The sequence below is a fragment of the Microtetraspora glauca genome (assembly GCF_040656155.1).
Classification (GTDB): Bacteria; Actinomycetota; Actinomycetes; order Streptosporangiales; family Streptosporangiaceae; genus Microtetraspora; species Microtetraspora glauca.
Genome location: NZ_JBFALK010000021.1, coordinates 129,923 through 150,431 on the forward strand (window position 1 = coordinate 129,923; position 20,509 = coordinate 150,431).

A 20,509-nucleotide genomic window follows, 5' to 3' on the forward strand; every position below is an offset into this window, starting at 1 on the left:
GCCGGGCCAACGACATCCTCAAGGCCGCCGCCACTTTTTTCGCGAAGGAACTCGACCCCCGACCGCCCAGATGGCCGCCTTCGTCGAGCAACACCGCGACCGGTTCGGGGCCGAGACGATCTGCTCCTGAGCGCATCGTTGACCTGAAGGTACGCCTACGGGACAGGCTCGGCGGCGTCCCTCATTAGTGCGTACATGCGGCTTGAACTGCACGGACGAGGTTTTCGGCAGGCGTGGTGCCGTGAGTGCGTCGAGTTGCGACTGAGTTCCTGGGGCATGTGCGATCAGCGGGCGTAGCCGATGCGGATGTCTGTGCCGGGCGTGTCCGCGACGGCTGGCATCGGCGGGGGAGCCCGGACGGGGCTGGACATCGTCATGATCAATGTATAGGAGAGCGTGGACGCCGCCATCGAAGCGCGCGGCTTCGTCACCGTCTGTGGCTTTGACGGCACCGCGCTCCTCGACGAGACCGGTGAATATGTGGCACGACTCGGAATCCATGGAGTGCCTAGCAACGTGTTCGCCGACGCGTACCGGGTAGTGCGTACAGCGGCGCGACCAGGCCGGACGAGTTGAACACGGTGGTCGGGGCTCGTCAGTGGCGGCCCGGATCAGCGGCCGAATGCGAGTCGGCTGCTCCGATCGCGTCTGCCAGGGCTGAAGTCTCCCCCGTGTCGGGAAGGGGTCGCTGTGCGGCAACGGGATACAAGAGGTGAGACGCCCGCCCTGCGCCGGACAGATCCGGAAACTCCGCCGGGTTGAACTTCGAGTGAAGTCCTTGCCCGATGCCGGGGCATGTCACACGAGGTGACCGCGGCCTTCTCCACAAGGTCGTGGGAGTGCTGCTGCGCCGGTTGACGACCCTGCTGGGAGGCCGGGCCCGTGCCCAGGTGATCGTCATTCTCGCCTGCGTGCTCGCCCTCGACACCGCTGACAAAGGAACGGTCGGAGCGCTTGCTCCACAGCTTCAGCGGGATCTCGGCATCACCGAAACCCAGGTGGGAGCCCTGGTCGCCGTATCCTCCGGTGCCGGAGCGCTGGCGGCGCTGCCCGTCGGCCTGTTGACCGACAGAGTTAACCGAGTCAGGTTGCTGCTCGTGAGCATCGCCATGTGGGCCGCGGCCATGGTGATATGCGGCCTGTCGGGGTCGTTTCAGATGCTGTTGTTTTCGAGGGTGGCACTGGGAGCGGTGACCGCGACCAGCGGGCCGACCATCGCCTCGCTTGTCGGTGACTATTTCCCGACTTCTGAGCGCGGCCGGATCTACGGGTTAATCCTCGCCGGTGAAATGCTCGGCGCCGGGTTCGGGTTGATCCTGATCGGGGACCTCGGCTACCTGCTGTCGTGGCGTTTCTCCTTCTGGTTCCTCGCCCTGGTCGGGCTCGTCATGTTCGGGGTGGTCAAGCGCGGGCTCGCCGAGCCGGCGCGTGGCGGCCAGAGTCGCATGGAACCGGAGGGAGGACGGCATCGGCTGCACAGACGGAGCGACGACGAAAGAGACGACGCCGGGCATGACGACCTCGCGCACGTAGCTGTCAAGCGGCAAGCGATCGCCCCTGAACCGGCGCTGGTCCTGCACCAGGACACTGCGAGGATGTCGATGTGGCGCGCAGTGGTCTACACGCTACGGATTCCGACCAACCGAGTGATGATCGTCGCGTCGGCGGTCGGCTACTTCTTCTTCGCCGGGCTGAGCACGTTCGCTGTCGAGTTCATCAGCGGGCATTACGGCGTGGGCAAGGTAGCGGTGAGCGGGTTGATCCCGATCGTTGGTCTCGGTGCTCTCGCGGGGGTGCTGAGTGGAGGACGCTTGGCCGACCGGCTCATGCGACACAGGCATCCCAATGCGCGCGTCCTCGTGCCCGCGTCGGCCTACATCATCTCGGTGGCGCTGTTCTTGCCCGCGGTAGTGACCACGTCACTGGCGGTGGCGATCCCCCTGTTCATGGCCGCGGCGTTCGCGCTGGCGGCGGCCAACCCCCCGTTGGACGCCGCACGCCTCGATGTGATGCACTCCCGGCTCTGGGGACGAGCGGAGAGCGCCCGCACGCTGCTGCGGAGGACGGCGGAAGCGGGCGCCCCCGTGGTGTTCGGGTTCGTCGCAGACATGTTCAGCGCCCCCGGTGGCCGGGTGAGCGGCCTGGAATACGCCTTCCTCATCATGCTGGCGCCACTGGTGGCCAACGGGCTCATCCTGCTGCGCGCGCGGCATACGTATGCACGAGATGTCGCGACCGCCGCCGCCTCCGAAGAGAGCACCCGTTGAGTCTCACGAATGATCGTTGTCCTACGCTTGGATGATCCCTTCCGTTACCTCGTGCGGACCGGCTACGAGCAGAACGTACGGCAGCTGCATGGCGAACATCGGGCCCGCCAGAAGGACGCCAGAGGGGGCGGCCAGCGCGTAGACGCTGGAGAATCCGGCGAGCACGGCGATGACGATCCAGCGTGCACGACGCGACACAGCGACCCTCCAGAATCATGGTGGATCGCTATGTCACCACATGGGGGCGATGTTCCTCACGCCGGTGCCATGGTTTCCGCCAGAACCGAGCCGTCGTGTGTCATGGCCGAGTCATCAGCAGTTCCGGTCGCGCGCGGGCAGGTGGCCGGTGACGAGGAAGTCGGTGACGGTCCGGTCGCCGCAGGCGTTGCCGTTGGCGAGGTAGACGCCGTGACCGCCGGAGTCGACGGCGACCATGCGAGCCCGCTGCCCGAACGCCTCGCGCATCTTCAGCGCCCCGCTGTAGGGCGTGGACGGATCGCGCAGATTCTGGATCAGCAGGACGTTGGCCGGGCCGCGCGAGCTGATCCGCGTGGCCTGCTCCGCAGGCTTGAACGGCCAGTACGCGCACGGCCCGAGGTTGACCGGCATGCCCGCGGTCAGCGGGTAGACGGCCCGGTTGCGCTTGACCTGCTGCTCGTGCCGGGCGATGGAGTTCGGCCATTCGATGTCATTGCACATCGTGGCACCGGCGTGCGCGGCGGTGTTCTGGAGAGCGGCCTCCTCCGGCTGGTTCGGCATGGGCAGCTCGGCACGGTTCAGCGCGGCTTTCATGAGCCCGGCCAGCATCGGGTAATTGGCCGTGGAGTAGAGCGCGTTGAGCAGGGTCTCCCTCAGGAGGTTGCCGGTCAACAGCTGCTCCGGCTTGGCGCCCGGCCACGCCAGCGGCTCGCGGTCCAGCCGGGCGGCGAGATCGAGGAAGGTTTTGCGCACAGCGGCCGCGTCGGCGCCGAGGCCGTAGTCGCTGTCGCGCGCAGCCGCCCAGACTCCGAAGTCGGGGAAACTGTCCTCCACACCGACGGCGTAGTTGGCCAGCCACTGGCGCGACACCTTGCGTGGATCGGGGTCGTCATTGCTGTCGAGGACCACTCGATCGGTGGTGGCGGGGAACATCGTGGCGTGGACTGCGCCCGCGTAGGTGCCGTACGAGACACCCCAGTAGGAGATCTTCTCCTCGCCGAGCGCCGCCCGGATCCGGTCGATGTCCCTGGCGTGGTTGCGGGTGCTGATGTGCCGGATCAGCGGCCCGCCGTTGCGGGCGCAGGCCTCGGCGATCCGGCGCGACCACGCCGCGTTCTCGGCGATGCCGCCGTCTGCGTCGGGGTACGGCTTGAGCCGCGTGAGGGAGAGGTCGGCGGGCGCGAGCCCACAGGAGACGGGTGAGCTCTTTCCCACGCCACGCGGGTCGAACCCGATGATGTCGTAACGGTCGAGCACCTCCTGGGGCAGCTTCTTGACCAGGGTGCTGGGCCGGTTCAACCCCGGGCTGCCGGGACCGCCCGGGATGATCAGCAACACGCCACGGCGGACCTCGGGGCGAGCCGTCTTGATTCTCGACACCGCCAGCGTGACCGACGGACCGCCGGGGGCGGAGTAGTCCATCGGCACCTCGATCGTCGTGCACTCCTGTCGGGGATCGACGCCCTGGCCGGGCAAGCAGGCGCCCCACTGCGTGACGGCGGCGTGCGCCGGGGTCGCGAGCAGCGTGGTCGTCAGGGCAGCCGCGGACAAGAGGGCAAGGGTTTTCATCAGGATCCTTTCGGTTCTGCGGATGTCCACGACTCTGCCGGGCCGATGATCGTCGAACCAGAGACCTCGTCAGTGACCACCCGTGACCTCGTCATAAAAGCGACGAACGCCCAGAATCCGCGCAGCATCCGTTATTCAACGCGTCCCGGTGCTCGGCGATCATCGGTGATCAGGGCGACCGCCTCGACCTCGACGAGCTGGTGGTCGTAACCGAGCACCGTCACGCCGAGCAGTGTGCTGGGGACGTCATGTGCGCCCATGTAGTCGCGGTAGACCTCCCACGCCTCGACCAGGTCACTCTGTTTGGAGGAGGCCACGTAGACGGTGGTCTTGACGACATCGGTCAGCGACGCTCCCGCCCCGTCGAGTGCCGTGACGAGATTGCGCATCACCTGGTGGGTCTGCCCCGCGTAGTCCCCCACCGCGACCGTCTTGCCCTCGGCGTCGAGGGGACAGGCCCCCGCCACCCAGATGGCACGTACCGGCGTGTCGGCGACCGCCGCGTAGGCGTAGTCCACATTCTGCGTGAGCCGGTCGTTGCGGATCAGCCTGACACCAGTGCTCATGAACGCTCCTTTGGGACGGAATTGGAAGATGTGCGGAAAGCGGCAAACGGCCCTTGTTTCGGCGGGTTCACCGGGGCCAGGCCGGAGAGCGGCCGAGGATCGCGACGATCTCGTCAAGACGTGATCCGCCGGACCACGAGACCTCTGGCGCGAAGGCGGCGCCGGGCGCCAGACGGGCGTCGCCCACGGGTACGGCCCTGGCCACGACGAGCGCGACGTCGAGCAGTTCCGGCTCGAACCCCACGGTGATGCCCAACGTCCTTGCGACATCCCAGGAATGTACGACGTAGTCGATGAAGTGGAAGCCGATCGCCCGCATCGCGGGGAACGGCCTGCCGGCGTCGACCTCCGGCAGTGGGAACATCCGGTCGAGGACGCCATCGGCGGCGAAGGCCGCCAGCACGTGCCGGGCGGAGACCCGGTAGGCCTCGACGGGGTCGTCCCCAAGAGGGCGCGGTTTCCACAACGCCGGGTCGCCTTCGCCCCTGGACGCCGCCGCGAAGCCGTAGTGCTGCGTGGTCATGTGGGTCAGCAGGCCGTGCAACGTCCATCCGGCACATGGCGTCGGCCGGTCCATGTCCGCGGCCGTCGCCTGTGCGGCCACGTCGACGCTGGTGCGGACCGCTCGGGCGTTGAGTGCGACGAGATCGACCTCGGTCGTCAGCGCGTTGGGTTCGCGCGGGTTCGCCCCCATGGCGGGAGCCCCGTCATTCATATGCATGTGCTTATAATCAACAGGCGCTTATCATCTGTCAACAGGTATCTTGACCATGTGACGGGTCAGGACGGCGACCGCCGCGACCTCGCCGCGATGCTGCAGCCCCTGGTGCGGTCTCTCATCGCCGCGGAGCTGCCGGTGCTGGCGAGGCACGGGATCTCCATGTGGGGCTACGTCGTGCTCAGCGCGCTTGACGACAACCCGGTGCGCACGCAGGCCGCGCTCGCGGAGGCGATCGGCGCCGACAAGACACGGATCATCAGCACACTCGACAAACTCCAGGAATCCGGGCTGATCTCTCGTACGCCGGACCCCGGTGACCGTCGCGCCCGGCTGCTCTTGATCACCGAGGATGGTCGCAGGGTGCGCAGATCGGCACAGGCCGGCATCCAGGCGAACGAGGACCGTCTGCTCGCCATGCTGCCGCCGGCCGATCGGCGTGGTTTTCTGCGCGCCGTGCGCGCGCTGTCGGCGCTGTCGCACGAAGACATCGTCGGCTGACGACATCGAGCGGCGTTTTCCGGTGCGCCCCAGCGCACCCAGACCGGCACCGCTCCGGCATCGGCTTTTGCCCTGTGAACGTGCGGAGGGCTCGTCGAGGTCCGGGCCCTGAAGACACGCCTCGGGCTCCGCGGGCGGGAGCACCACAGGGGGGCTGCGGAGGTTGATCGGATGGATGTGGACAGATCGACGCGTGCTCACTAAGGTCATATGACGTCTTATGCAATCGTAAGATGTCGTACGACATGAGCGACGCCGTGATCCCAGCGGATCGGCGATGCACTAGCGCCTCTGTCGTCCGCGATCCCCCTCTCCACCAAGGAGCGACCCCCGTGAAACGCATCCTGGCCGCCGGCGGTGCTGCGGCCGGCCTCCTGGCCACCGCCGCGGTCACCTCCCCCGCACAGGCCGCCGGTGACGTCGCCGCCACCCCTCTCGCCAACACCAACCTGGCCGCCCGGCAGGTCGCCGCGTTCTGGTACGGCGAGCGCAAGGCCAACCTGATCGGCGCCACGCCGTACAACGTCGAGACCAAGGTCGTCGCCAAGCACGTCTCCAAGGGCGGCCCCGCCCCCGACAGCAAACCCGGCGTCGTGCCCGCGATCGGGGATGAGAAGAAGGCGACGGCCAAGTCCAAGAACGTCAACCTGCCCAAGACCACGGGCAAGGTGTTCTTCATCGGCGCCGACCACAAGCCGCACTGGTGCTCCGCCACCTCCGTGCAGGCGAACTACCGCAACCTGGTCGCCACCGCCGGCCACTGCGTATACGACACCGAGTCGAACAAGGCCACCCTCGACAAGTGGGTCTTCATCCCCGGCTACTACCAGGGCAAGACCCCGTGGGGCATCTACGTGGGCAAGCAGGCCTTCACCCACTACGACTACGACGTGTACGAGGACGGCGACCGCGACTACGCGTTCGTGACCGTCTACAACGGTGTCCTGCCCGAGAGCGTGACCAAGACCCGCGACTACTCGGAGACCTTCGACACCAAGAAGGAAGCCGAGAACAAGAAGGCCGAGCTGGAGTCATCGCCCTCTACTGTGCGCGCCTCCGTCACGGTCGCCGAGGTACGGAGCCGCAAGGTGGTTCCGGTCGGCACACCTGGATCCGTGCAGGTCTGGAACATCGACATCGCCGAATTCGTACGACTCAACCCGAACCTCCCCCGCGCGGGCAATGGCCCGTGGACTCCCGGCACCGGTGTCGACGACGACGTCGCGAACCAGGAGCCCCCCGGCTGGCAGCCGGGCGAGGACGACGACCACAAGACCTACCGCTTCACACGCGGCATCGGCGCCAGCACGCGGTGGGTGACCCGCACGTACTGGGCGAACTACGACCTGGACTACATGGTCACCGGCAACCTCTACCAGATCGGTCTGAAGGACGTCGGTCGTCTCGGTGACAACGTCGGCGGCCAGGGGCTCGCCTACAACCAGAAGGTCGGCAAGCCGGTCTTCGTGTTCGGCTACCCCAGCGGCGAGCACCCCGACGGCAACCACGCCTACACCGGCACGACCCTCAAGTGGACCTACGGCAAGACCTTCGCCGTCCAGGCCCCCGCCATCAAGGGCGAGGAACTCCTCGGCACCAAATCCTCCTTCACCGGCGAGGGCGCCCTCGGCTCCTCCTGGCTGCTCAACTACAACAACGGCCGCCGTCTGGGCTACCTCAACGGCGTCACCATCGGCGTCTCCGACACCGACGGCAACAACCGCTACGACACCAGCCTCTCGCCGTACTTCGACGGTGAGCTGTACGGCGTCTACAGCGCGGCCAAGAACCTCTGGTCCGGAAAGATCGTCTAAGCGTCGTAGGACGTGATGCGGTGCCGGACATCACCACCCGCCCGGCACCATCCCATCGCGGAAGGGCCCGCCCGGGCCCTTCCGCCCCAGCGGGGCGCTCGGCGAAAAACGACCCAGCGATGGAACGAGGGACGATCGCGGTGTACGACAGGACGCTACGGGTTCGCCTCCGGCTCTCCGGGGGCATGCCGCCCCTGGATCGGGACATCCCGGTGGACGGCTTCCACCTGCCCGCCGAACGGGCACGCGAGCTGGACGCGCTGGTGAGGGCACTGCCCACCGAGGACGTTCGTGGCCTGCTCCCGCCACCGGTGCCCGACTCGGCTTTCTATGAGCTGCACGTCGAACGATACGGCGAGCGGCGGGCCTACTGGTATCACGACGGCAGCCTGCCGCCCGAGGTGCGGGCGCTCGTCCGGTTCCTGCTCGATGTCGCGAACGGGGGAGCTCCCGGCATGACGGCGCCGGATCCTGCCCCGGCCGAAGGGAACGAAGGAGTGTGACCGTGGGGGAGTGGGCGAGATACGCCGCCATCGTCGTGGCGCTGGCGATTCCGATCGGCTCCTACCTGTACGCCCGGAAGGCGCCGAAGTTCCGGCCCCCGCGATGGACGGACAGGGAGTTGCGCACGGCTTTCGAGGCCATCAGGTCCGGCAGCTCGGCCGCCGCGGAGCTGGCCCGCCCGTCCGGCTCGCACGTGTACACGCTCGGTGTGGTCCTGGCGCTCTGGCCCGGACCCAAAGGTAGGTACGACCTGCGCTTCCAGGTCAGGGTGCTCGACGCGACGGTGGTGACCGCGGCCCTCTCGCAGAGGATGTGGCATCGCAACGCCAAGGTGAGTCCGGGTGACCTCGTCGTGGTCTTCCACGGCCAGGGAAGCGGTCCCGCGCTCGTTACCCGCGTGTTCCGGCGTCGGAGAACGACCGGATGACGGCACGCCATCCGGACGGGGACCCGGCCGGCGCCGATCGACGTGACGACGCCGGACATCGCCACCCGCCCGGCACCATCCCATCGCGGAAGGGCCCGCCCGGGCCCTTCCGCACCTTCCAGCGATCGCGATCACATGGCAGGAGGAGAGCGCGATGAGCTTCGACTGGTTCGACGTCATCCTGGACTTCGGATCCATGCTGGACGAACCGGGGTCGAAGGCCGCCGTGAGGCTTGATGCGCTCACCGACGAGCTCGGACTGAGGTTCGTGCCCAAGGACCTGCCGCGGCACATGTCCGAGGACTGGGCGGACTGGCTGCAGACCGTGGCCGAAGCCGGGACACCCGCGCTCCTGGCCCGGCTGGAGCACCCCAGCACGTCGATCCGGAGGGCGGCCGCGTTCGTGCTGACCTACTGCTCCGACGCGGAACTGCCCGCCGCGCTACGCGCCCGCATCGAGGCCGAGACCGACGCGCCCACCACGCTCACCCTCCTGATCGCGCTCGGCCGGTTCCCCGAACAGCGGGCGTACCTGCGCGAGCTCACCACGCGCGATCATCCGCCGTTGACGCGGTGCGGTGCCGCGCTCGGCCTGGTGATGCGGCCATGCGGGGTGGGGCGGTTCCGCGACGGCCCGGCCGCGGGCGCCGACCTCGACGACGACGTGATCGAGGCGCTGACGATCGGCTTCACCGACGACGCCGTCGAATCCCACGTGGAGGAGCTGCCCTGGACCGAACCGGAGTGGAACCACCTCGAAGACGTCATCACCATGAGCCTGCGCCCGCTCCCCGACGCGCTGGCCCGCTGGCTGACCATGATGCTGACCCTGACACGGGCAGGGAAGGTCCACAGCGGGTGGGCCGACTGCCTGTGCTACTCCGCGGGCGACCTGAACCGCCATCATCCGGGACTGGGCGCGCCGCTCGGCCCGCTGGTCGGCGATCTGCTCGGGCACCCGGAGACGGACGCGCGGCTGGGCGCCATGCGAAGCATCGTGTGCTGGCTCGGCGACCCGGAGAACGATGCGGCCACCGCGCGCTACCTCGACCAGGTCGCCGCCGCGCTCGACGTACCCGAACTGGAGGGCATGGCACTCTGCGTCCTCATCACCCAGCGCGACGCCAGGTGCGTGCCACCGCTGCGGCGGATGATCAGCGAGGAGTCCATGACACTCAGGCTGGACGGGCCGCGCACCATGGAGAACTCGCCGTATCTGATGTCCCTGTTGCCTGCGGCGGCTCGGTTCGCCGACGAGCTGATCCCCGCCGTACGCACGCGTCTGGCCGCCGAGCCGCAGACGCATGAGGTGGAGCGGCTGCTGGAGGCCATCACTGGATGGGATGGGCTGGAGGTGGCACTGCCCGAGCTCCGGCGGTTGCGCGAGTCGGCCGAACGCTGGCCGCGCGGGGAGCCGAAAGTGCTCAGCACCCTCCTGAACCATCTCGGCCGCGACACCCACCCCGACGGAGGATGACGCGGACGGTCATGGGGCCGGAGACCCGGGAGGCGTCCACGAGGGGCCGGGAGTCACTCGAACGTCCACATGGTGGCGTGTTCTCGGACGTAAACACGGCCCTGGTCGTAACTGATCGACGCGGTGGCGATCCGGCGATCGAGGGGCGAGGGGCGGGTGATTCGCGGGCTGTCGGGCAGGGGAAGGCGCCAGAAGATGTTTCGTGGGTCGGCGGTCGACACACAGACGAGTTCGGTGTCCGTCGCCAGGAGCAGCCGATTGGTGTCGACATAGGTGATGATCGGCGCTGAGCGCATGGCCTCGCGCGACCGGCGGTTCACGTCGCCGTCGAGGTCACCGTCGGCTCGGGGACCGGTGACCGGGCCGGAGCCGACGGTGAGTCCGGGGACGTCGGCCAGATCGACCGGGGGTGCATGGCACGGGACGGCCCCGTCCACGTCGACGCACTCCAGATGGGGGCGCCCTGCGTCGTCGACGACCACCGCGAAGACAGACGCCCAGACGGACGCGATCGACGTGACGACGCCGCACATCTCGAACCGCCACAGTTCCCTGCCGTCCGCCATGGCGTATCCGGCGAGTTCCTCTCCCGGAGGAGGGTGCTCCCGATCCCACCGGCGTTCGAGCTCGTCGAAGTCCACCTCGTCGGGATCGAGAGAGGAGGCCATCGCCAGCTCGGCGACTCCCTCCTCGCGGGCCGCGGCCGCAGTCATGCGACGCTGCCGGTCCACCAGGACCACTGACCGTTCCGCGTTGAGTGACCGTACCGTCATGGTGCCCATGGAGAAGGAGCGCTCGGGGTGAACCGGGCGTGGCGGCAGCCGCCACAGCACACTGCCGTCGCCGATCGCCCTGACGAGCACGGCACCGTGGTCGCTCCCGTCGCCGTCTGGGGCGGTCTCGGTGACGACGGCGTCGGCCACGCGGGCCAGCACCCGCTCGGGCGCCTCCCATTTCAGCGTGCCGGTCTCCAGGTCGCGGCACTGCATGCGGTAGGCGCGCGCCCGGTAGACCCACGAGGCGACATAGGAGTCCTGCCCCGCCATGATCGGCTCCTGCCACAGCTTGACACTCAGGTCGGAGCCGAACACGCACAGCTCGACCTCCCGGCCCGCGCCGAGATCGTCGACACGGACGATGTCGCCGTCGGGGGCGAGGACGTACACGACCAGCGACGCGTCCCACTGGTAGACCGGCACCAGGATGCGACCGTCCGGCAGCGGGTAGGGGGTGCCCACCTGGCAATCTGTCGCACCCGGACGCGCCACCGGGATCCGCAGGCGGAACCGCTCCACCCCCGTGGCCGCGTCCAGCGCGACCAGCGCCGGGCCCGTCTCGCCGGCCGTACCTCGCCCCCAGCCGCACGCGGCGAGCACCAGATCGCCGCTGAGCGTCGGTGTCCCGTACGCGTCGTGCCAGGCGGGCGGCAGATCGGCCGAATACGTGAGCGACGGAGCGACCAGCGGCGGATCTGGCAGCATGTCCAGGGAGCAGTCGTCGGGGCCGACGCGCACTTCGACGATCCGGCCCCAGGCGAAGTCCACCCACCACTCGCCGTACGGCCACCCGTTGACCATGTGCGCCCAGTCGTCGTATCTCAGGCTGAAGCGCGGCGGCGTGGCGCTGACCGCCACGGAGTCGGAGAAGTCGTAGCGCGTCGCTCCCGGTTCGAACCGGTGGAGCCCGCCCTCGTCGAACGGGTCCCTGGGGCCACGCTGCTCTGCCAGCCGATGCAGCACCGCCGCCCCTTCCGCCTCCAGCCGCCTCAGCGAGTCACGCACGTACCGCGCGACCTGCAGGGCGAGCTGGCACGGGCCGTCCTCGTCCCCGGGCAGCTCGATGTCGAGCCCCTCGGATGTGGCCACCGCCCAGGAAACGTCGGACCGGATCGGTGGTCGGGCACAGAAGACCTGCGTGTCGACACGTCCGAGGGCCAGCAGCAGATCCACCCGATCCCGTCGCGTGGTGAACCAGCGGTCCGGGCAGCGCCGCACCTCTGTCGGCCACTCGGCGACTCGAGCGAGCGCGTCCGGGAGCCACTCCTGTTCGTAGCGCACGGCGTCCGCGTCCAGAACCGCCTCGGCCTCGGCACACAGTGCTTCCCACAGCGCTTCCCACTCCGGCTCCGGCGGTGCCGACATCATCGCGGGCTCCTCCTCGTCGATGGGGTTCGGACCCCTTGAGCACGATGGCTCCCAGCGGCTTCTCGGGCGGTCTGTCGCATCCGTCCAGGCCCCCGATCTCTGTGTTCGGTGTCCGACGCCGGCAGCCGCCGATCGCGGTCGGCATAAGTAAGGTGCGGAAGAGCCCGGGCGGGCCCTTCCGCGATGGGGATGGCGCCGGGCGGGTGGTGATGCCCGGCACCGCATCACGTCGTACGACGCTTGGACACGCTTAGACGATTTTTCCGGACCAGAGGTTCTTGGCCGCGCTGTAGACGCCGTACAGCTCACCGTCGAAGTAGGGCGAGAGGCTGGTGTCGTAGCGGTTGTTGCCCGCGGTGTCGGCGACGCCGATGGTGACGCCGTTGAGGTAGCCGAGGCGGCGGCCGTTGTTGTAGTTGAGCAGCCAGGAGGAGCCGAGGGCGCCCTCGCCGGTGAAGGAGGATTTGGTGCCGAGGAGTTCTTCGCCCTTGATGGCGGGGGCCTGGACGGCGAAGGTCTTGCCGTAGGTCCACTTGAGGGTCTTGCCGGTGTAGGCGTGGTTGCCGTCGGGGTGCGATCCGCTGGGGTAGCCGAACACGAAGACCGGCTTGCCGACCTTCTGGTTGTAGGCGAGCCCCTGGCCGCCGACGTTGTCACCGAGACGACCGACGTCCTTCAGGCCGATCGCGAGAATCTCGGCACGGACCGTGTAGTCCACATCGAACTCGATCCACAAGGTGCGCTTCTTGAAGACATTGTTGTGCCTGAAGTAGATGGTCTTGTCGTCCTTGCTCAGCGCGTAGGTTCCCTCGGGGTTCGTGCCGAGGATGGCGTCGGCGACCGCGGTGTTCCACTCGGCCTCGGTGATCGAGCTTTCCTCGATGCCGGTGCCTGCCTTCTTCGCGGTGAAATCGGCCTGCGTCTTCGTCCTGCTGAACAGGTAAGCCCAAGGGATGCCCGCATCGACCATCTGGTGTGCGGTGGCGGGAGCCTTCTCGACCTCGGAGCCGGCCGGGTCGGCGCCGGCCTTGTCGGTGACGACACGGTCGATGCGGACGTTCGCCCAAGCGGTGGTCTTGTCCGCCTTGATCTTGGCCGCGTCCTCCTGAGCCTCGGCTTTGGTCTCGAACGTTTTGGCGTAGTTCTTGGTGTGGCTCGCGCTTTCGGGCAGGACACCGTTGTAGACGGTCACGAACGCGTAGTCGCGGTCGCCGTCCTCGTACACGTCGTAGTCGTAGTGGGTGAAGGCCTGCTTGCCCACGTAGATGCCCCACGGGGTCTTGCCCTGGTAGTAGCCGGGGATGAAGACCCACTTGTCGAGGGTGGCCTTGTTCGACTCGGTGTCGTACACGCAGTGCCCGGCGGTCGCGACCAGGTTCCGGTACGCGGCCTGCACGGAGGTGGCCGAGCACCAGTGCGGCTTGTGGTCGGCGCCGATGAAGAACACCTTGCCCGTGGTCTTGGGCAGGTTGACGTTCTTGGACTTGGCGGTCGCCTTCTTCTCATCCCCGATCGCGGGCACGACGCCGGGCTTGCTGTCGGGGGCGGGGCCGCCCTTGGAGACGTGCTTGGCGACGACCTTGGTCTCGACGTTGTACGGCGTGGCGCCGATCAGGTTGGCCTTGTTCTCGCCGTACCAGAACGTGGCGACCTGGCGGGCGGCCAGGTTGGTGTTGGCGAGAGGGGTGGCGGCGACGTCGCCGGCGGCCTGTGCGGGGGAGGTGACCGCGGCGGTGGCCAGGAGGCCGGCCGCAGCACCGCCGGCGGCCAGGATGCGTTTCACGGGGGTCGCTCCTTGGTGGAGAGGGGGATCGCGGACGACAGAGGCGCTAGTGCATCGCCGATCCGCTGGGATCACGGCGTGGCTCATGTCGTACGACATCTTACGATTGCATAAGACGTCATATGACCTTAGTGAGCGCGCGTCGATCTGTCCACATCTATCCGCAGCCTCCACAGCCCACCCGCCACCGTCCTCAGTGGGCGGGTCCGGCCTGCCCGCTATCCCTTCATGCCGGACATGGCGATTCCCCGAATGATCTGCCGTTGCAGTACCAGATAGATGATCATGACGGGAAGAATGGCCAGCGTCGCCGTCGCGAGAGCGACCCCGGTGTGGATTCCGCTGGATCTCCCGGACATGGCGAGGCCTTGGGTGACGGTGTACATGTCACGCTCGGTGGTCACCAGCAAGGGCCAGAGCAGGTCGTTCCAGCGCCAGATGATGTTGATGATCGCCAACGAGGCCAACGCCGGCTTGCAGAGGGGCAGCACGATCCGCAGGAAGATCGTGAACTCGCCGGCGCCCTCGATCCGAGCCGCGTGGATGAGCTCGTCCGGCAGGCCGCTGATGTGCTGCCGCATCAGGAAGGTACCGAATCCGCCCGCCAGGAACGGCATGATCAACGCCCAATAGGTGTTGTTCCAATTGAGCGTGGACATCAGGTCGTAGAGCGGGATCATCCTGGTCTCGAACGGAAGAAGCAGCGTGCTCAGGAACGCGATGAAGAAGAACGACTTGCCGGGGAAACGACCCTTGGCGAAGGCGTAACCGGTCAGCGCGCTGCAGAAGAGGTAGCCCACAGTGGTGAGCCCCACGACGACGAAGCTGTTGAGGTAGAAACGCTCGATCGGCAGGCTCGACGAGGCGACCTCGTAGTTGAACAGTGACAGGTCGGGCGGCCAGAACGTCGGGGTCCGGGGCATCGCGCTGTTCGACTGGCGAGACAGCGACGTCGTGATCATCCAGACGAACGGGAGCACCATGGCCAGCCCGCCGATCGAGAGCAAGCCGACCAGGATGATCTGGGGTAGCGCTCGTGGCCCGTTCCGCGTGGACCGGCGGGATGCCCCGCGCCGTTGGCGGGCTGTCGCGGCCGTGCTCTCGGGGCGTCGATTGGTCTTCTGAGTGGTCATGAGCGAGCCTTGAACTCCCGGCTGAGGAAGGCCCGGTAGGCCACCACTGTCAGAGCGAGCATGATGAGGAAGAACACCACGGCTATCGCCGCGGCCTGGTTGACGTCATGACTCACGAATCCCACCTGGTACATCAGCATCACGATCGACTGCAGCGTCCGGGCGGGCGAGCCGCCCGGACCGCCCAGGGTCCACAGGTCACTGAAGCGAGCCATGGCGTCGAACGCCCCGGTCATGACCAGGAAGATGATCGTCGGCCGGAGACCCGGCAGCGTGATGTACCGCCAGAGCTGGAACGGGTTGGCGCCGTCCACCGCGGCCGCCTCGTAGAGCTCGACGGGGATCGACTGGATACCGGCCAGGAAGACCAGGATGAAGTATCCGAGACCTGTCCAGACCGCCAGGATGGTCACCGCCGCGCGTGAGCCGGTCAACCCGAAACTGGGTTCGGCCAGCCACAGCGGCACGTCCTCTATGCCGAGGACATGGAGGAAGCCGTTGAGCAGCCCCCAGTCGGGCTGGAAGACGTAGAGGAAGATCAGCGCCACCGCGACGGACGAGGTGAGCTGCGGTAGGAAGTAGATCACCTTGAGTGCGGTGGCGCCGCGCCTGACGTGGTTCAACATCGCGGCCAGCACGGCCGCGAGGGGAATCACCAGAGCGAGGAAGGCTACGCCGAGCAGCACGGTGTTGATCAGCGCGTCCCAGAAGACACCGGTGGTGCCCAGCTTCGTGAACTGGTCCACTCCCACGAACTGCTGCTGATCGGGGCCGACCTCGCGGTAGAGGCTCTGCAGGAAGGTCTGCGCTGTCGGCAGACAGACGAAGAGGACGAGCAACGCGAACGGGGGCAGGACGAAGACGTACCACACGACCGCTCGGCGGAACCCGCCGAAGGCGCCTGTGATGACGGTCCGGTGACCGGCGGACCCGCGTTCCTGAGTGTCCGCCGACCGGACGGGCTTGCGGGTCCTCATTGCCTGGCGAGCCACTCGTCGGTCTCCTTCTGGGCCTGTTCAAGCGCCTGACTCGGTGTCACCTTCCCGGCGATCGCCGCCTCGAGCTGGGCCTGCAAGGCGAACCGGGGCTGCTCGGCGGCCCAGGGGTAGGTGGCGTCGGCCGTGCGGGCCTGGTCGAGCACGATCGCGCCGTCCGGGAGTCCGGCGACCGGCGTAACGATCTTCTCGCTGCCCTCCACCACGGGCAGGCGGCCGATGGAGTCGAAGTAGTAGGCCTGTGCCTCCGGGCTGCCGGCCAGCCACTTCAGCACCGTCCACGCCTGATCCTTGTTGGGGCAACTCGCTGCCATGGCCAGCGGAGACGCGCTGTTGAGGCCGCCGCGCCCGTCGGGGCCCTTGAGGTTGTAGGAGGTCCGGAACCGCTCACGCAGGTCAGGCTGTGCGATGAGCTGAGGCAGGAAGTAACTTTGCTCGCCCTCGGGGATGATCGCGACGGTGTTCTTGTCGGTGACGAAACCCTGCGGCATGCCCTCCGTGGCGAGAGCGCCCTTCGGGGCGTACGTGGACATCCTCACGAACCACTCCATGGCCTGGAGGTATCCGGGAGTGTTCCAGTTGATCTCCAGCTTGCCGTCGGCCTTGATCGAACCCCAGTCCGCGCCCATCGCGTGCGCGATGGCCATGAACTGCCACACCGCGTACTTGCCCTGGTACCAGTAGCCGTAGTTCTGTTCACCGGTGACCGGGTTCTTTCCGGTCATCCTGGCCGCCTTGCTCTCGATCTCCTGGAGCGTCGGCTTGGCCGACAGCGGTTCGACTCCCCAGTCTTTGAACAGTTTCGCGTCCCAGTTGATCACGCGTATTCCGGTGTTGTTCGGAAGGTAGAAGAGGCTTTTCGCGTTGTCCGGACCCCACGACCGGGCGGCGTCAAGGGCTTGCTCTCCCCAGACGTTCGTGAAGGCCGGGTCCTTGGCGATCATCGTGTCCAGGTTGACCAGCAATCCGCGCTTCCCGTACGCCGGGGCGGCGGGCATCTCATAGAGGCAGGCCTCGTTGGCCTTGATCATCGCCTCTGTCTTGGGAGCGTATCCAGTGGCGCCCTCGCCCCAGGGAATGCTGATGATTTCCATCGTGATATCGGGATTGGCCTTGTCGAACGCGGCCTGGAGCTGCTGGATCCCCGGCGTTTTCGCGCCGGTCACGGCGTCGATCCCGTCCTCGTCGGGGTAGCCGATCACCAGGACTTTCACGGGTGGGGCACTGTCGCGGTCGGCGCCGCTGCCTCCGCTCCCGGTGTCGGCGCCGCCGCATGCAGCGAGCCCCACCATCAGGGTTGAAGTGACGAGGGTCCGTAGCAGGGAGGAGTGCATCGCGGCCTGCCAATCATGAGAACGTCGGATCGTTGCGACAGTCGGGAACCCGGCTCATGGCGGACCCAGGAACGCCGGGTAAATAGACGTAATATGTCTGCCGACTAGCTTTGCATTCGATCATAGGTGGGTCAAGCGGGTTTTCCTGCGGAAACATGCGACTTGCCAGGTATGGGTTGATATTGCGACACAGTTACCGCGGTGGAATTAAACGGATATCGACCGCCCGGCTGGTGTCTGGCCGCCAGGGCCAGCAGGGCACTCCCATCGTTGGCGCCGCATACCAGGACGAAGACCGTCGCAGTAATGACCAATAGGGGAGTGAGGTCCACGGCCGCCTTTCTGGCCGCGGGCGACCGGCGAGCCGTCCTTGGAAACCGAGACATATGACGACTGATGATTTTGCTAAGGTGTGGCGGTCAGGGCACAGCCTTGCCCTGTCAAGGAATCTGCAGCCGACGCGGAGGTCCGTCATGCCGAACCGACCCCTGATCATCGCCCACCGGGGAAACTCCCTCCTCGCTCCCGAACAGACGATGGCGGCCTACCGGGCAGCCGCCGAGCTGGGCGCCGACATGATCGAGGCTGATGTCCGGCGCAGCCGCGACGGGGTGCTCCTTCTCATGCACGACGAGACACTCGACCGGACCACCACAGGCGCCGGGCCGGTCGCCGACTTCACCTGGGCAGAGCTGAGCGAGCTCGACGCGGGCGGCTGGTTCGGCCAGGACTACGCCGGCGAACGCGTGCCCTGCCTGGACGAGCTGCTCGACTTCGCCGAGGAAGCCGACATCTCCCTGTGCCTGGAGGCCAAGGGCGCGACACCGAGGGAGCAGCGGTTCGTCGCTTCCGCCGTCGCCCAGGAACTGGCCCGCCGAGGCCGCTTGGACCGCGACGTCGTCGCGTCCTTCGACCACGAGGCGCTCGCGGAGGCGGCCCGCGCCACTCCCGGACTGCGGCTGGCTCCCGACCGGCTTCCCGAGCGCGGGCCGAGCCGGGCCGAGACCCTGATCGCACAGGCCCGCCGGATCGGCGCCGAGATCATCCAGCACCACCACGCCGATCTCGCTCCGGCCGCGGTGAAGGCCACCCAGGAGGCCGGGATCGCGATCTGGGCATGGCCGGCGACGTCGGAGGAGTCCATCGAACGCGTGCACGTCATGAGCGTCGCCGGCTTGATGGGCGACGACGTGGCGGCGATGGTCAGAGTGGTCGACCGATCACTCACCTGATCGCGGAGTCAGACGGCAGCCGCGGAGACGGGAGCACAGACCAGAGGCCACGAGCCTGCCCAAGGCCGTCGTGTGCCCGATCGACGAGATGAACGTGTCTGGGCCGGCGGGCGAGACCGTTTTCCGGTTGATCGGATGCTATGAGCTGATCGGAGTTCTGAGTATGGGCATGAACGAGGTACATCTGATGTTCTTCGTCGCGGTGGAGGACGGCGTACGGACGACAGAGGAGGCTAGCGTCACCGCGCCGCGAGAGGTTGAGCGCGGTGGGCTTCGCGGTCCGCGGCGCGGGCGTCAGTCCGGCGGAGCGGGGGGCTTTCCGGTCTTCGGGTCGATGAGCACCGTCAGCGTGTCGAAGTCCGGGGGCGTCCGGTACGGCGTCGTCCAGGCCCTCTTCCCGAAGTCCGCTTCGAGGCTCACCAGAAGCGGGGTCGCCACCCATTCCTCGGTCGGATACTCCTGGGCCGTCCAGCCGAGCCGGTACAGCGGGCCGCAGGAGGTGCCGTCCAGATCGCAGTACACGAGCGACGGGAGTGCGGCGGTGGTGTACAGGTGAGCCAGGCCGGCGGCGCTGATCGGGTTCGAGCTGAGGTCCAGCGACCGGAGGCGGGTGAGCCCTGAGGCCCCGGCGATCGCCGCCACGTGACCATCGTCGAGCCCCTCACCGGACAGGTCCAGCGCGAGCAGCCGGGACAGCAGCCCGGAAGCGAGCAGGTCGGGCAGCAGCGGTGCCACACCGGTGAGCTTGACGTACAGGATCGGCGCCACCGTGAAGAGCTCGGGCGCCCGGCGCAGGAAGGTCCCCGCGTCGATGCTCACCCATTCGACGAAGCCGCGGCGGAAGGCGACGTCTCGCGCGCCGAGCCGTCTGACGGGCGCCGCCCACTCCGGATGCCACTCGACCAGGAACCTGCTCTGCCGAGGTTCGAGCCGGCCGAGATCGGGCCACTGCCGTACCCACTCGCGCGCCTCGACCTGCGCGCGGACCAGGGCGGCCTGAGGGGCGCCACGCGCCTCGGCGAGCTCCGCCCAACGCGACCGGGCCTCGGTGTCGTCCGGCCGGGCGAGGATCTCCGCGAGCGTGGACGCCTCCGTGGCCGACGGCGGTGGCGGAGGCCAGGTCGGGGCCGGCGGGAGAGAGAAGGCCACGTCCAGCGCCCAGATCGCCTGTTTGATCCGCTTGCACCAGCGTTCTCCTGGGCGCCGGCCCGGCGGCCGTTCGCCCGGCTCGCCGGGCGAACCGTCGAAGGCCGGGAGCGGCCCGCCCGCCAGCCTGGACAGTGACCTGACGGACCGTGCGACCTCCGGAGGGAAGAGCCGCGTACGCGGCATTCTGTTCAGCAGCCGGGCGGCCCTGACCACTGCAGTCCGCGCGATGGCCAGATCGTTCATCGCCCGCTCGAACAGTTCTCGGATCCGGGAGGCGTGCTCATGGTCCGCGAAAAGGTCGCGGATCGCCCCAAGACGTTCGGCGGCGCGTCCGGCCACATACAGGTCGGCGGCGGCCAGCCCGAGGTCGAGCACCACCGCCTCACAGGAGCGGCTGCCGACTCGGGCGGCAGCGGCGGCACCGATCGCCTGCCGGACGTCGGGGCCGCAGGGGCCGAGCAGATCCTCGATCCCCTCTCTCGCCCCCTTGAGGACGGGCGGGTACTCCTCTTCGCCGGGGAACGTGTGCCGCGCGAGCGCGGGCCAGTCGTTTCGCCGGGGTGGCAAGGAGTCCCGAATGCGCCGGAGGGCGTCTGGGGCGGCCACGACGATGGCCAGCGCGCCGATGTGCATGGCCTGGGCGGCGGAGAGCATGCCGGCCGCCGGTGAATTCGGTGCCGTCATGCCCGCACGCTCCT

General features: G+C 67.9%; 18 protein-coding genes. 8 read left to right on the plus strand and 10 right to left on the minus strand.

Features of this window, described 5'->3' with window-relative positions; all coding sequences use genetic code 11:
• The first annotated feature begins 396 nt into the window (after window positions 1–396).
• Window positions 397–576: a hypothetical protein gene (locus AB0I59_RS32380; RefSeq protein ID WP_358138901.1), complete on the plus strand. Its 180-nt coding sequence runs from the start codon at window positions 397–399 to the stop codon at window positions 574–576.
• Between the two features lie 263 nt (window positions 577–839).
• The gene (locus AB0I59_RS32385) at window positions 840–2,267 is read left to right on the plus strand and encodes an MFS transporter (protein ID WP_358138903.1); all 1,428 of its coding nucleotides are present in this window, start codon (window positions 840–842) and stop codon (window positions 2,265–2,267) included.
• Window positions 2,268–2,288: 21 nt separating this feature from the next.
• On the opposite strand, the gene AB0I59_RS32390 is transcribed toward AB0I59_RS32385, so the two are convergent.
• The 4 genes from AB0I59_RS32390 to AB0I59_RS32405 all read right to left on the minus strand — a co-directional run bounded on the left by AB0I59_RS32390 (window position 2,289) and on the right by AB0I59_RS32405 (window position 5,321).
• Window positions 2,289–2,465, minus strand: coding sequence for a hypothetical protein (locus AB0I59_RS32390; protein WP_358138905.1), 177 nt, complete (start codon window positions 2,463–2,465; stop codon window positions 2,289–2,291).
• Window positions 2,466–2,579: 114 nt separating this feature from the next.
• A complete protein-coding gene (locus AB0I59_RS32395) occupies window positions 2,580–4,034 on the minus strand; it encodes an alpha/beta hydrolase (protein WP_358138907.1) in 1,455 nt (484 codons plus the stop codon).
• Between the two features lie 131 nt (window positions 4,035–4,165).
• Window positions 4,166–4,600, minus strand: a complete 435-nt coding sequence (locus AB0I59_RS32400; protein WP_358138909.1) for a RidA family protein — start codon at window positions 4,598–4,600, stop codon at window positions 4,166–4,168.
• A gap of 67 nt (window positions 4,601–4,667) precedes the next feature.
• On the minus strand, window positions 4,668–5,321 hold the full coding sequence (locus AB0I59_RS32405) for a TIGR03086 family metal-binding protein (protein ID WP_358138911.1): 654 nt from the start codon (window positions 5,319–5,321) through the stop codon (window positions 4,668–4,670).
• 51 nt (window positions 5,322–5,372) lie between these two features.
• Here AB0I59_RS32405 and AB0I59_RS32410 point away from each other — a divergent pair, with 51 nt between their 5' ends.
• The 5 genes from AB0I59_RS32410 to AB0I59_RS32430 all read left to right on the plus strand — a co-directional run bounded on the left by AB0I59_RS32410 (window position 5,373) and on the right by AB0I59_RS32430 (window position 10,041).
• Window positions 5,373–5,819, plus strand: coding sequence for a MarR family winged helix-turn-helix transcriptional regulator (locus AB0I59_RS32410; RefSeq protein ID WP_228642901.1), 447 nt, complete (start codon window positions 5,373–5,375; stop codon window positions 5,817–5,819).
• A 332-nt stretch (window positions 5,820–6,151) separates the two neighbouring features.
• The gene (locus AB0I59_RS32415; protein WP_358138913.1) at window positions 6,152–7,633 is read left to right on the plus strand and encodes a trypsin-like serine peptidase; all 1,482 of its coding nucleotides are present in this window, start codon (window positions 6,152–6,154) and stop codon (window positions 7,631–7,633) included.
• A 119-nt stretch (window positions 7,634–7,752) separates the two neighbouring features.
• Window positions 7,753–8,136 (plus strand): protealysin inhibitor emfourin, encoded by a 384-nt coding sequence (locus tag AB0I59_RS32420; protein ID WP_358138916.1) that lies wholly within the window; start codon window positions 7,753–7,755, stop codon window positions 8,134–8,136.
• A gap of 2 nt (window positions 8,137–8,138) precedes the next feature.
• On the plus strand, window positions 8,139–8,564 hold the full coding sequence (locus AB0I59_RS32425) for a hypothetical protein (RefSeq protein ID WP_061259492.1): 426 nt from the start codon (window positions 8,139–8,141) through the stop codon (window positions 8,562–8,564).
• Between the two features lie 154 nt (window positions 8,565–8,718).
• Window positions 8,719–10,041 carry a HEAT repeat domain-containing protein gene (locus tag AB0I59_RS32430; protein WP_358138918.1) on the plus strand — a complete coding sequence of 441 codons (1,323 nt, stop codon included), beginning with the start codon at window positions 8,719–8,721 and terminating at the stop codon, window positions 10,039–10,041.
• Between the two features lie 53 nt (window positions 10,042–10,094).
• Here AB0I59_RS32430 and AB0I59_RS32435 read toward each other — a convergent pair whose 3' ends face one another.
• The 5 genes from AB0I59_RS32435 to AB0I59_RS32455 all read right to left on the minus strand — a co-directional run bounded on the left by AB0I59_RS32435 (window position 10,095) and on the right by AB0I59_RS32455 (window position 17,310).
• Entirely contained in the window at window positions 10,095–12,185 is a 2,091-nt protein-coding gene (locus AB0I59_RS32435; RefSeq protein WP_061259494.1) for a hypothetical protein, read from the minus strand.
• A gap of 250 nt (window positions 12,186–12,435) precedes the next feature.
• Window positions 12,436–13,968, minus strand: a complete 1,533-nt coding sequence (locus tag AB0I59_RS32440) for a trypsin-like serine peptidase (RefSeq protein ID WP_358138920.1) — start codon at window positions 13,966–13,968, stop codon at window positions 12,436–12,438.
• A 218-nt stretch (window positions 13,969–14,186) separates the two neighbouring features.
• Complete coding sequence (locus tag AB0I59_RS32445; protein WP_358138922.1) at window positions 14,187–14,975, minus strand: carbohydrate ABC transporter permease; 789 nt, start codon at window positions 14,973–14,975, stop codon at window positions 14,187–14,189.
• A gap of 122 nt (window positions 14,976–15,097) precedes the next feature.
• Window positions 15,098–16,093, minus strand: coding sequence for a carbohydrate ABC transporter permease (locus AB0I59_RS32450; protein ID WP_358138924.1), 996 nt, complete (start codon window positions 16,091–16,093; stop codon window positions 15,098–15,100).
• Entirely contained in the window at window positions 16,075–17,310 is a 1,236-nt protein-coding gene (locus AB0I59_RS32455; protein WP_358138926.1) for an extracellular solute-binding protein, read from the minus strand. The genes AB0I59_RS32450 and AB0I59_RS32455 overlap by 19 nt, the downstream gene beginning before the upstream one ends.
• Before the next feature lie 593 nt (window positions 17,311–17,903).
• Between AB0I59_RS32455 and AB0I59_RS32460 the strand changes: the two genes are divergently transcribed.
• Window positions 17,904–18,662, plus strand: a complete 759-nt coding sequence (locus AB0I59_RS32460) for a glycerophosphodiester phosphodiesterase (protein ID WP_358138928.1) — start codon at window positions 17,904–17,906, stop codon at window positions 18,660–18,662.
• Window positions 18,663–18,956: 294 nt separating this feature from the next.
• Here AB0I59_RS32460 and AB0I59_RS32465 read toward each other — a convergent pair whose 3' ends face one another.
• Window positions 18,957–20,495 (minus strand): hypothetical protein, encoded by a 1,539-nt coding sequence (locus AB0I59_RS32465; RefSeq protein WP_358138930.1) that lies wholly within the window; start codon window positions 20,493–20,495, stop codon window positions 18,957–18,959.
• Between the last annotated feature and the right edge of the window lie 14 nt (window positions 20,496–20,509).

What these genes read in the sequence shown, in the direction of transcription:
- AB0I59_RS32395 (WP_358138907.1), bottom strand. Translation starts at nt 4,034, where the DNA reads ATGAAAACCCTTGCCCTCTTGTCCGCGGCTGCCCTGACGACCACGCTG.
- AB0I59_RS32400 (WP_358138909.1), bottom strand. Translation starts at nt 4,600, where the DNA reads ATGAGCACTGGTGTCAGGCTGATCCGCAACGACCGGCTCACGCAGAAT.
- AB0I59_RS32405 (WP_358138911.1), bottom strand. Translation starts at nt 5,321, where the DNA reads ATGCATATGAATGACGGGGCTCCCGCCATGGGGGCGAACCCGCGCGAA.
- AB0I59_RS32420 (WP_358138916.1), top strand. Translation starts at nt 7,753, where the DNA reads ATGGAACGAGGGACGATCGCGGTGTACGACAGGACGCTACGGGTTCGC.
- AB0I59_RS32430 (WP_358138918.1), top strand. Translation starts at nt 8,719, where the DNA reads ATGAGCTTCGACTGGTTCGACGTCATCCTGGACTTCGGATCCATGCTG.
- AB0I59_RS32435 (WP_061259494.1), bottom strand. Translation starts at nt 12,185, where the DNA reads ATGATGTCGGCACCGCCGGAGCCGGAGTGGGAAGCGCTGTGGGAAGCA.
- AB0I59_RS32460 (WP_358138928.1), top strand. Translation starts at nt 17,904, where the DNA reads ATGCCGAACCGACCCCTGATCATCGCCCACCGGGGAAACTCCCTCCTC.
- AB0I59_RS32465 (WP_358138930.1), bottom strand. Translation starts at nt 20,495, where the DNA reads ATGACGGCACCGAATTCACCGGCGGCCGGCATGCTCTCCGCCGCCCAG.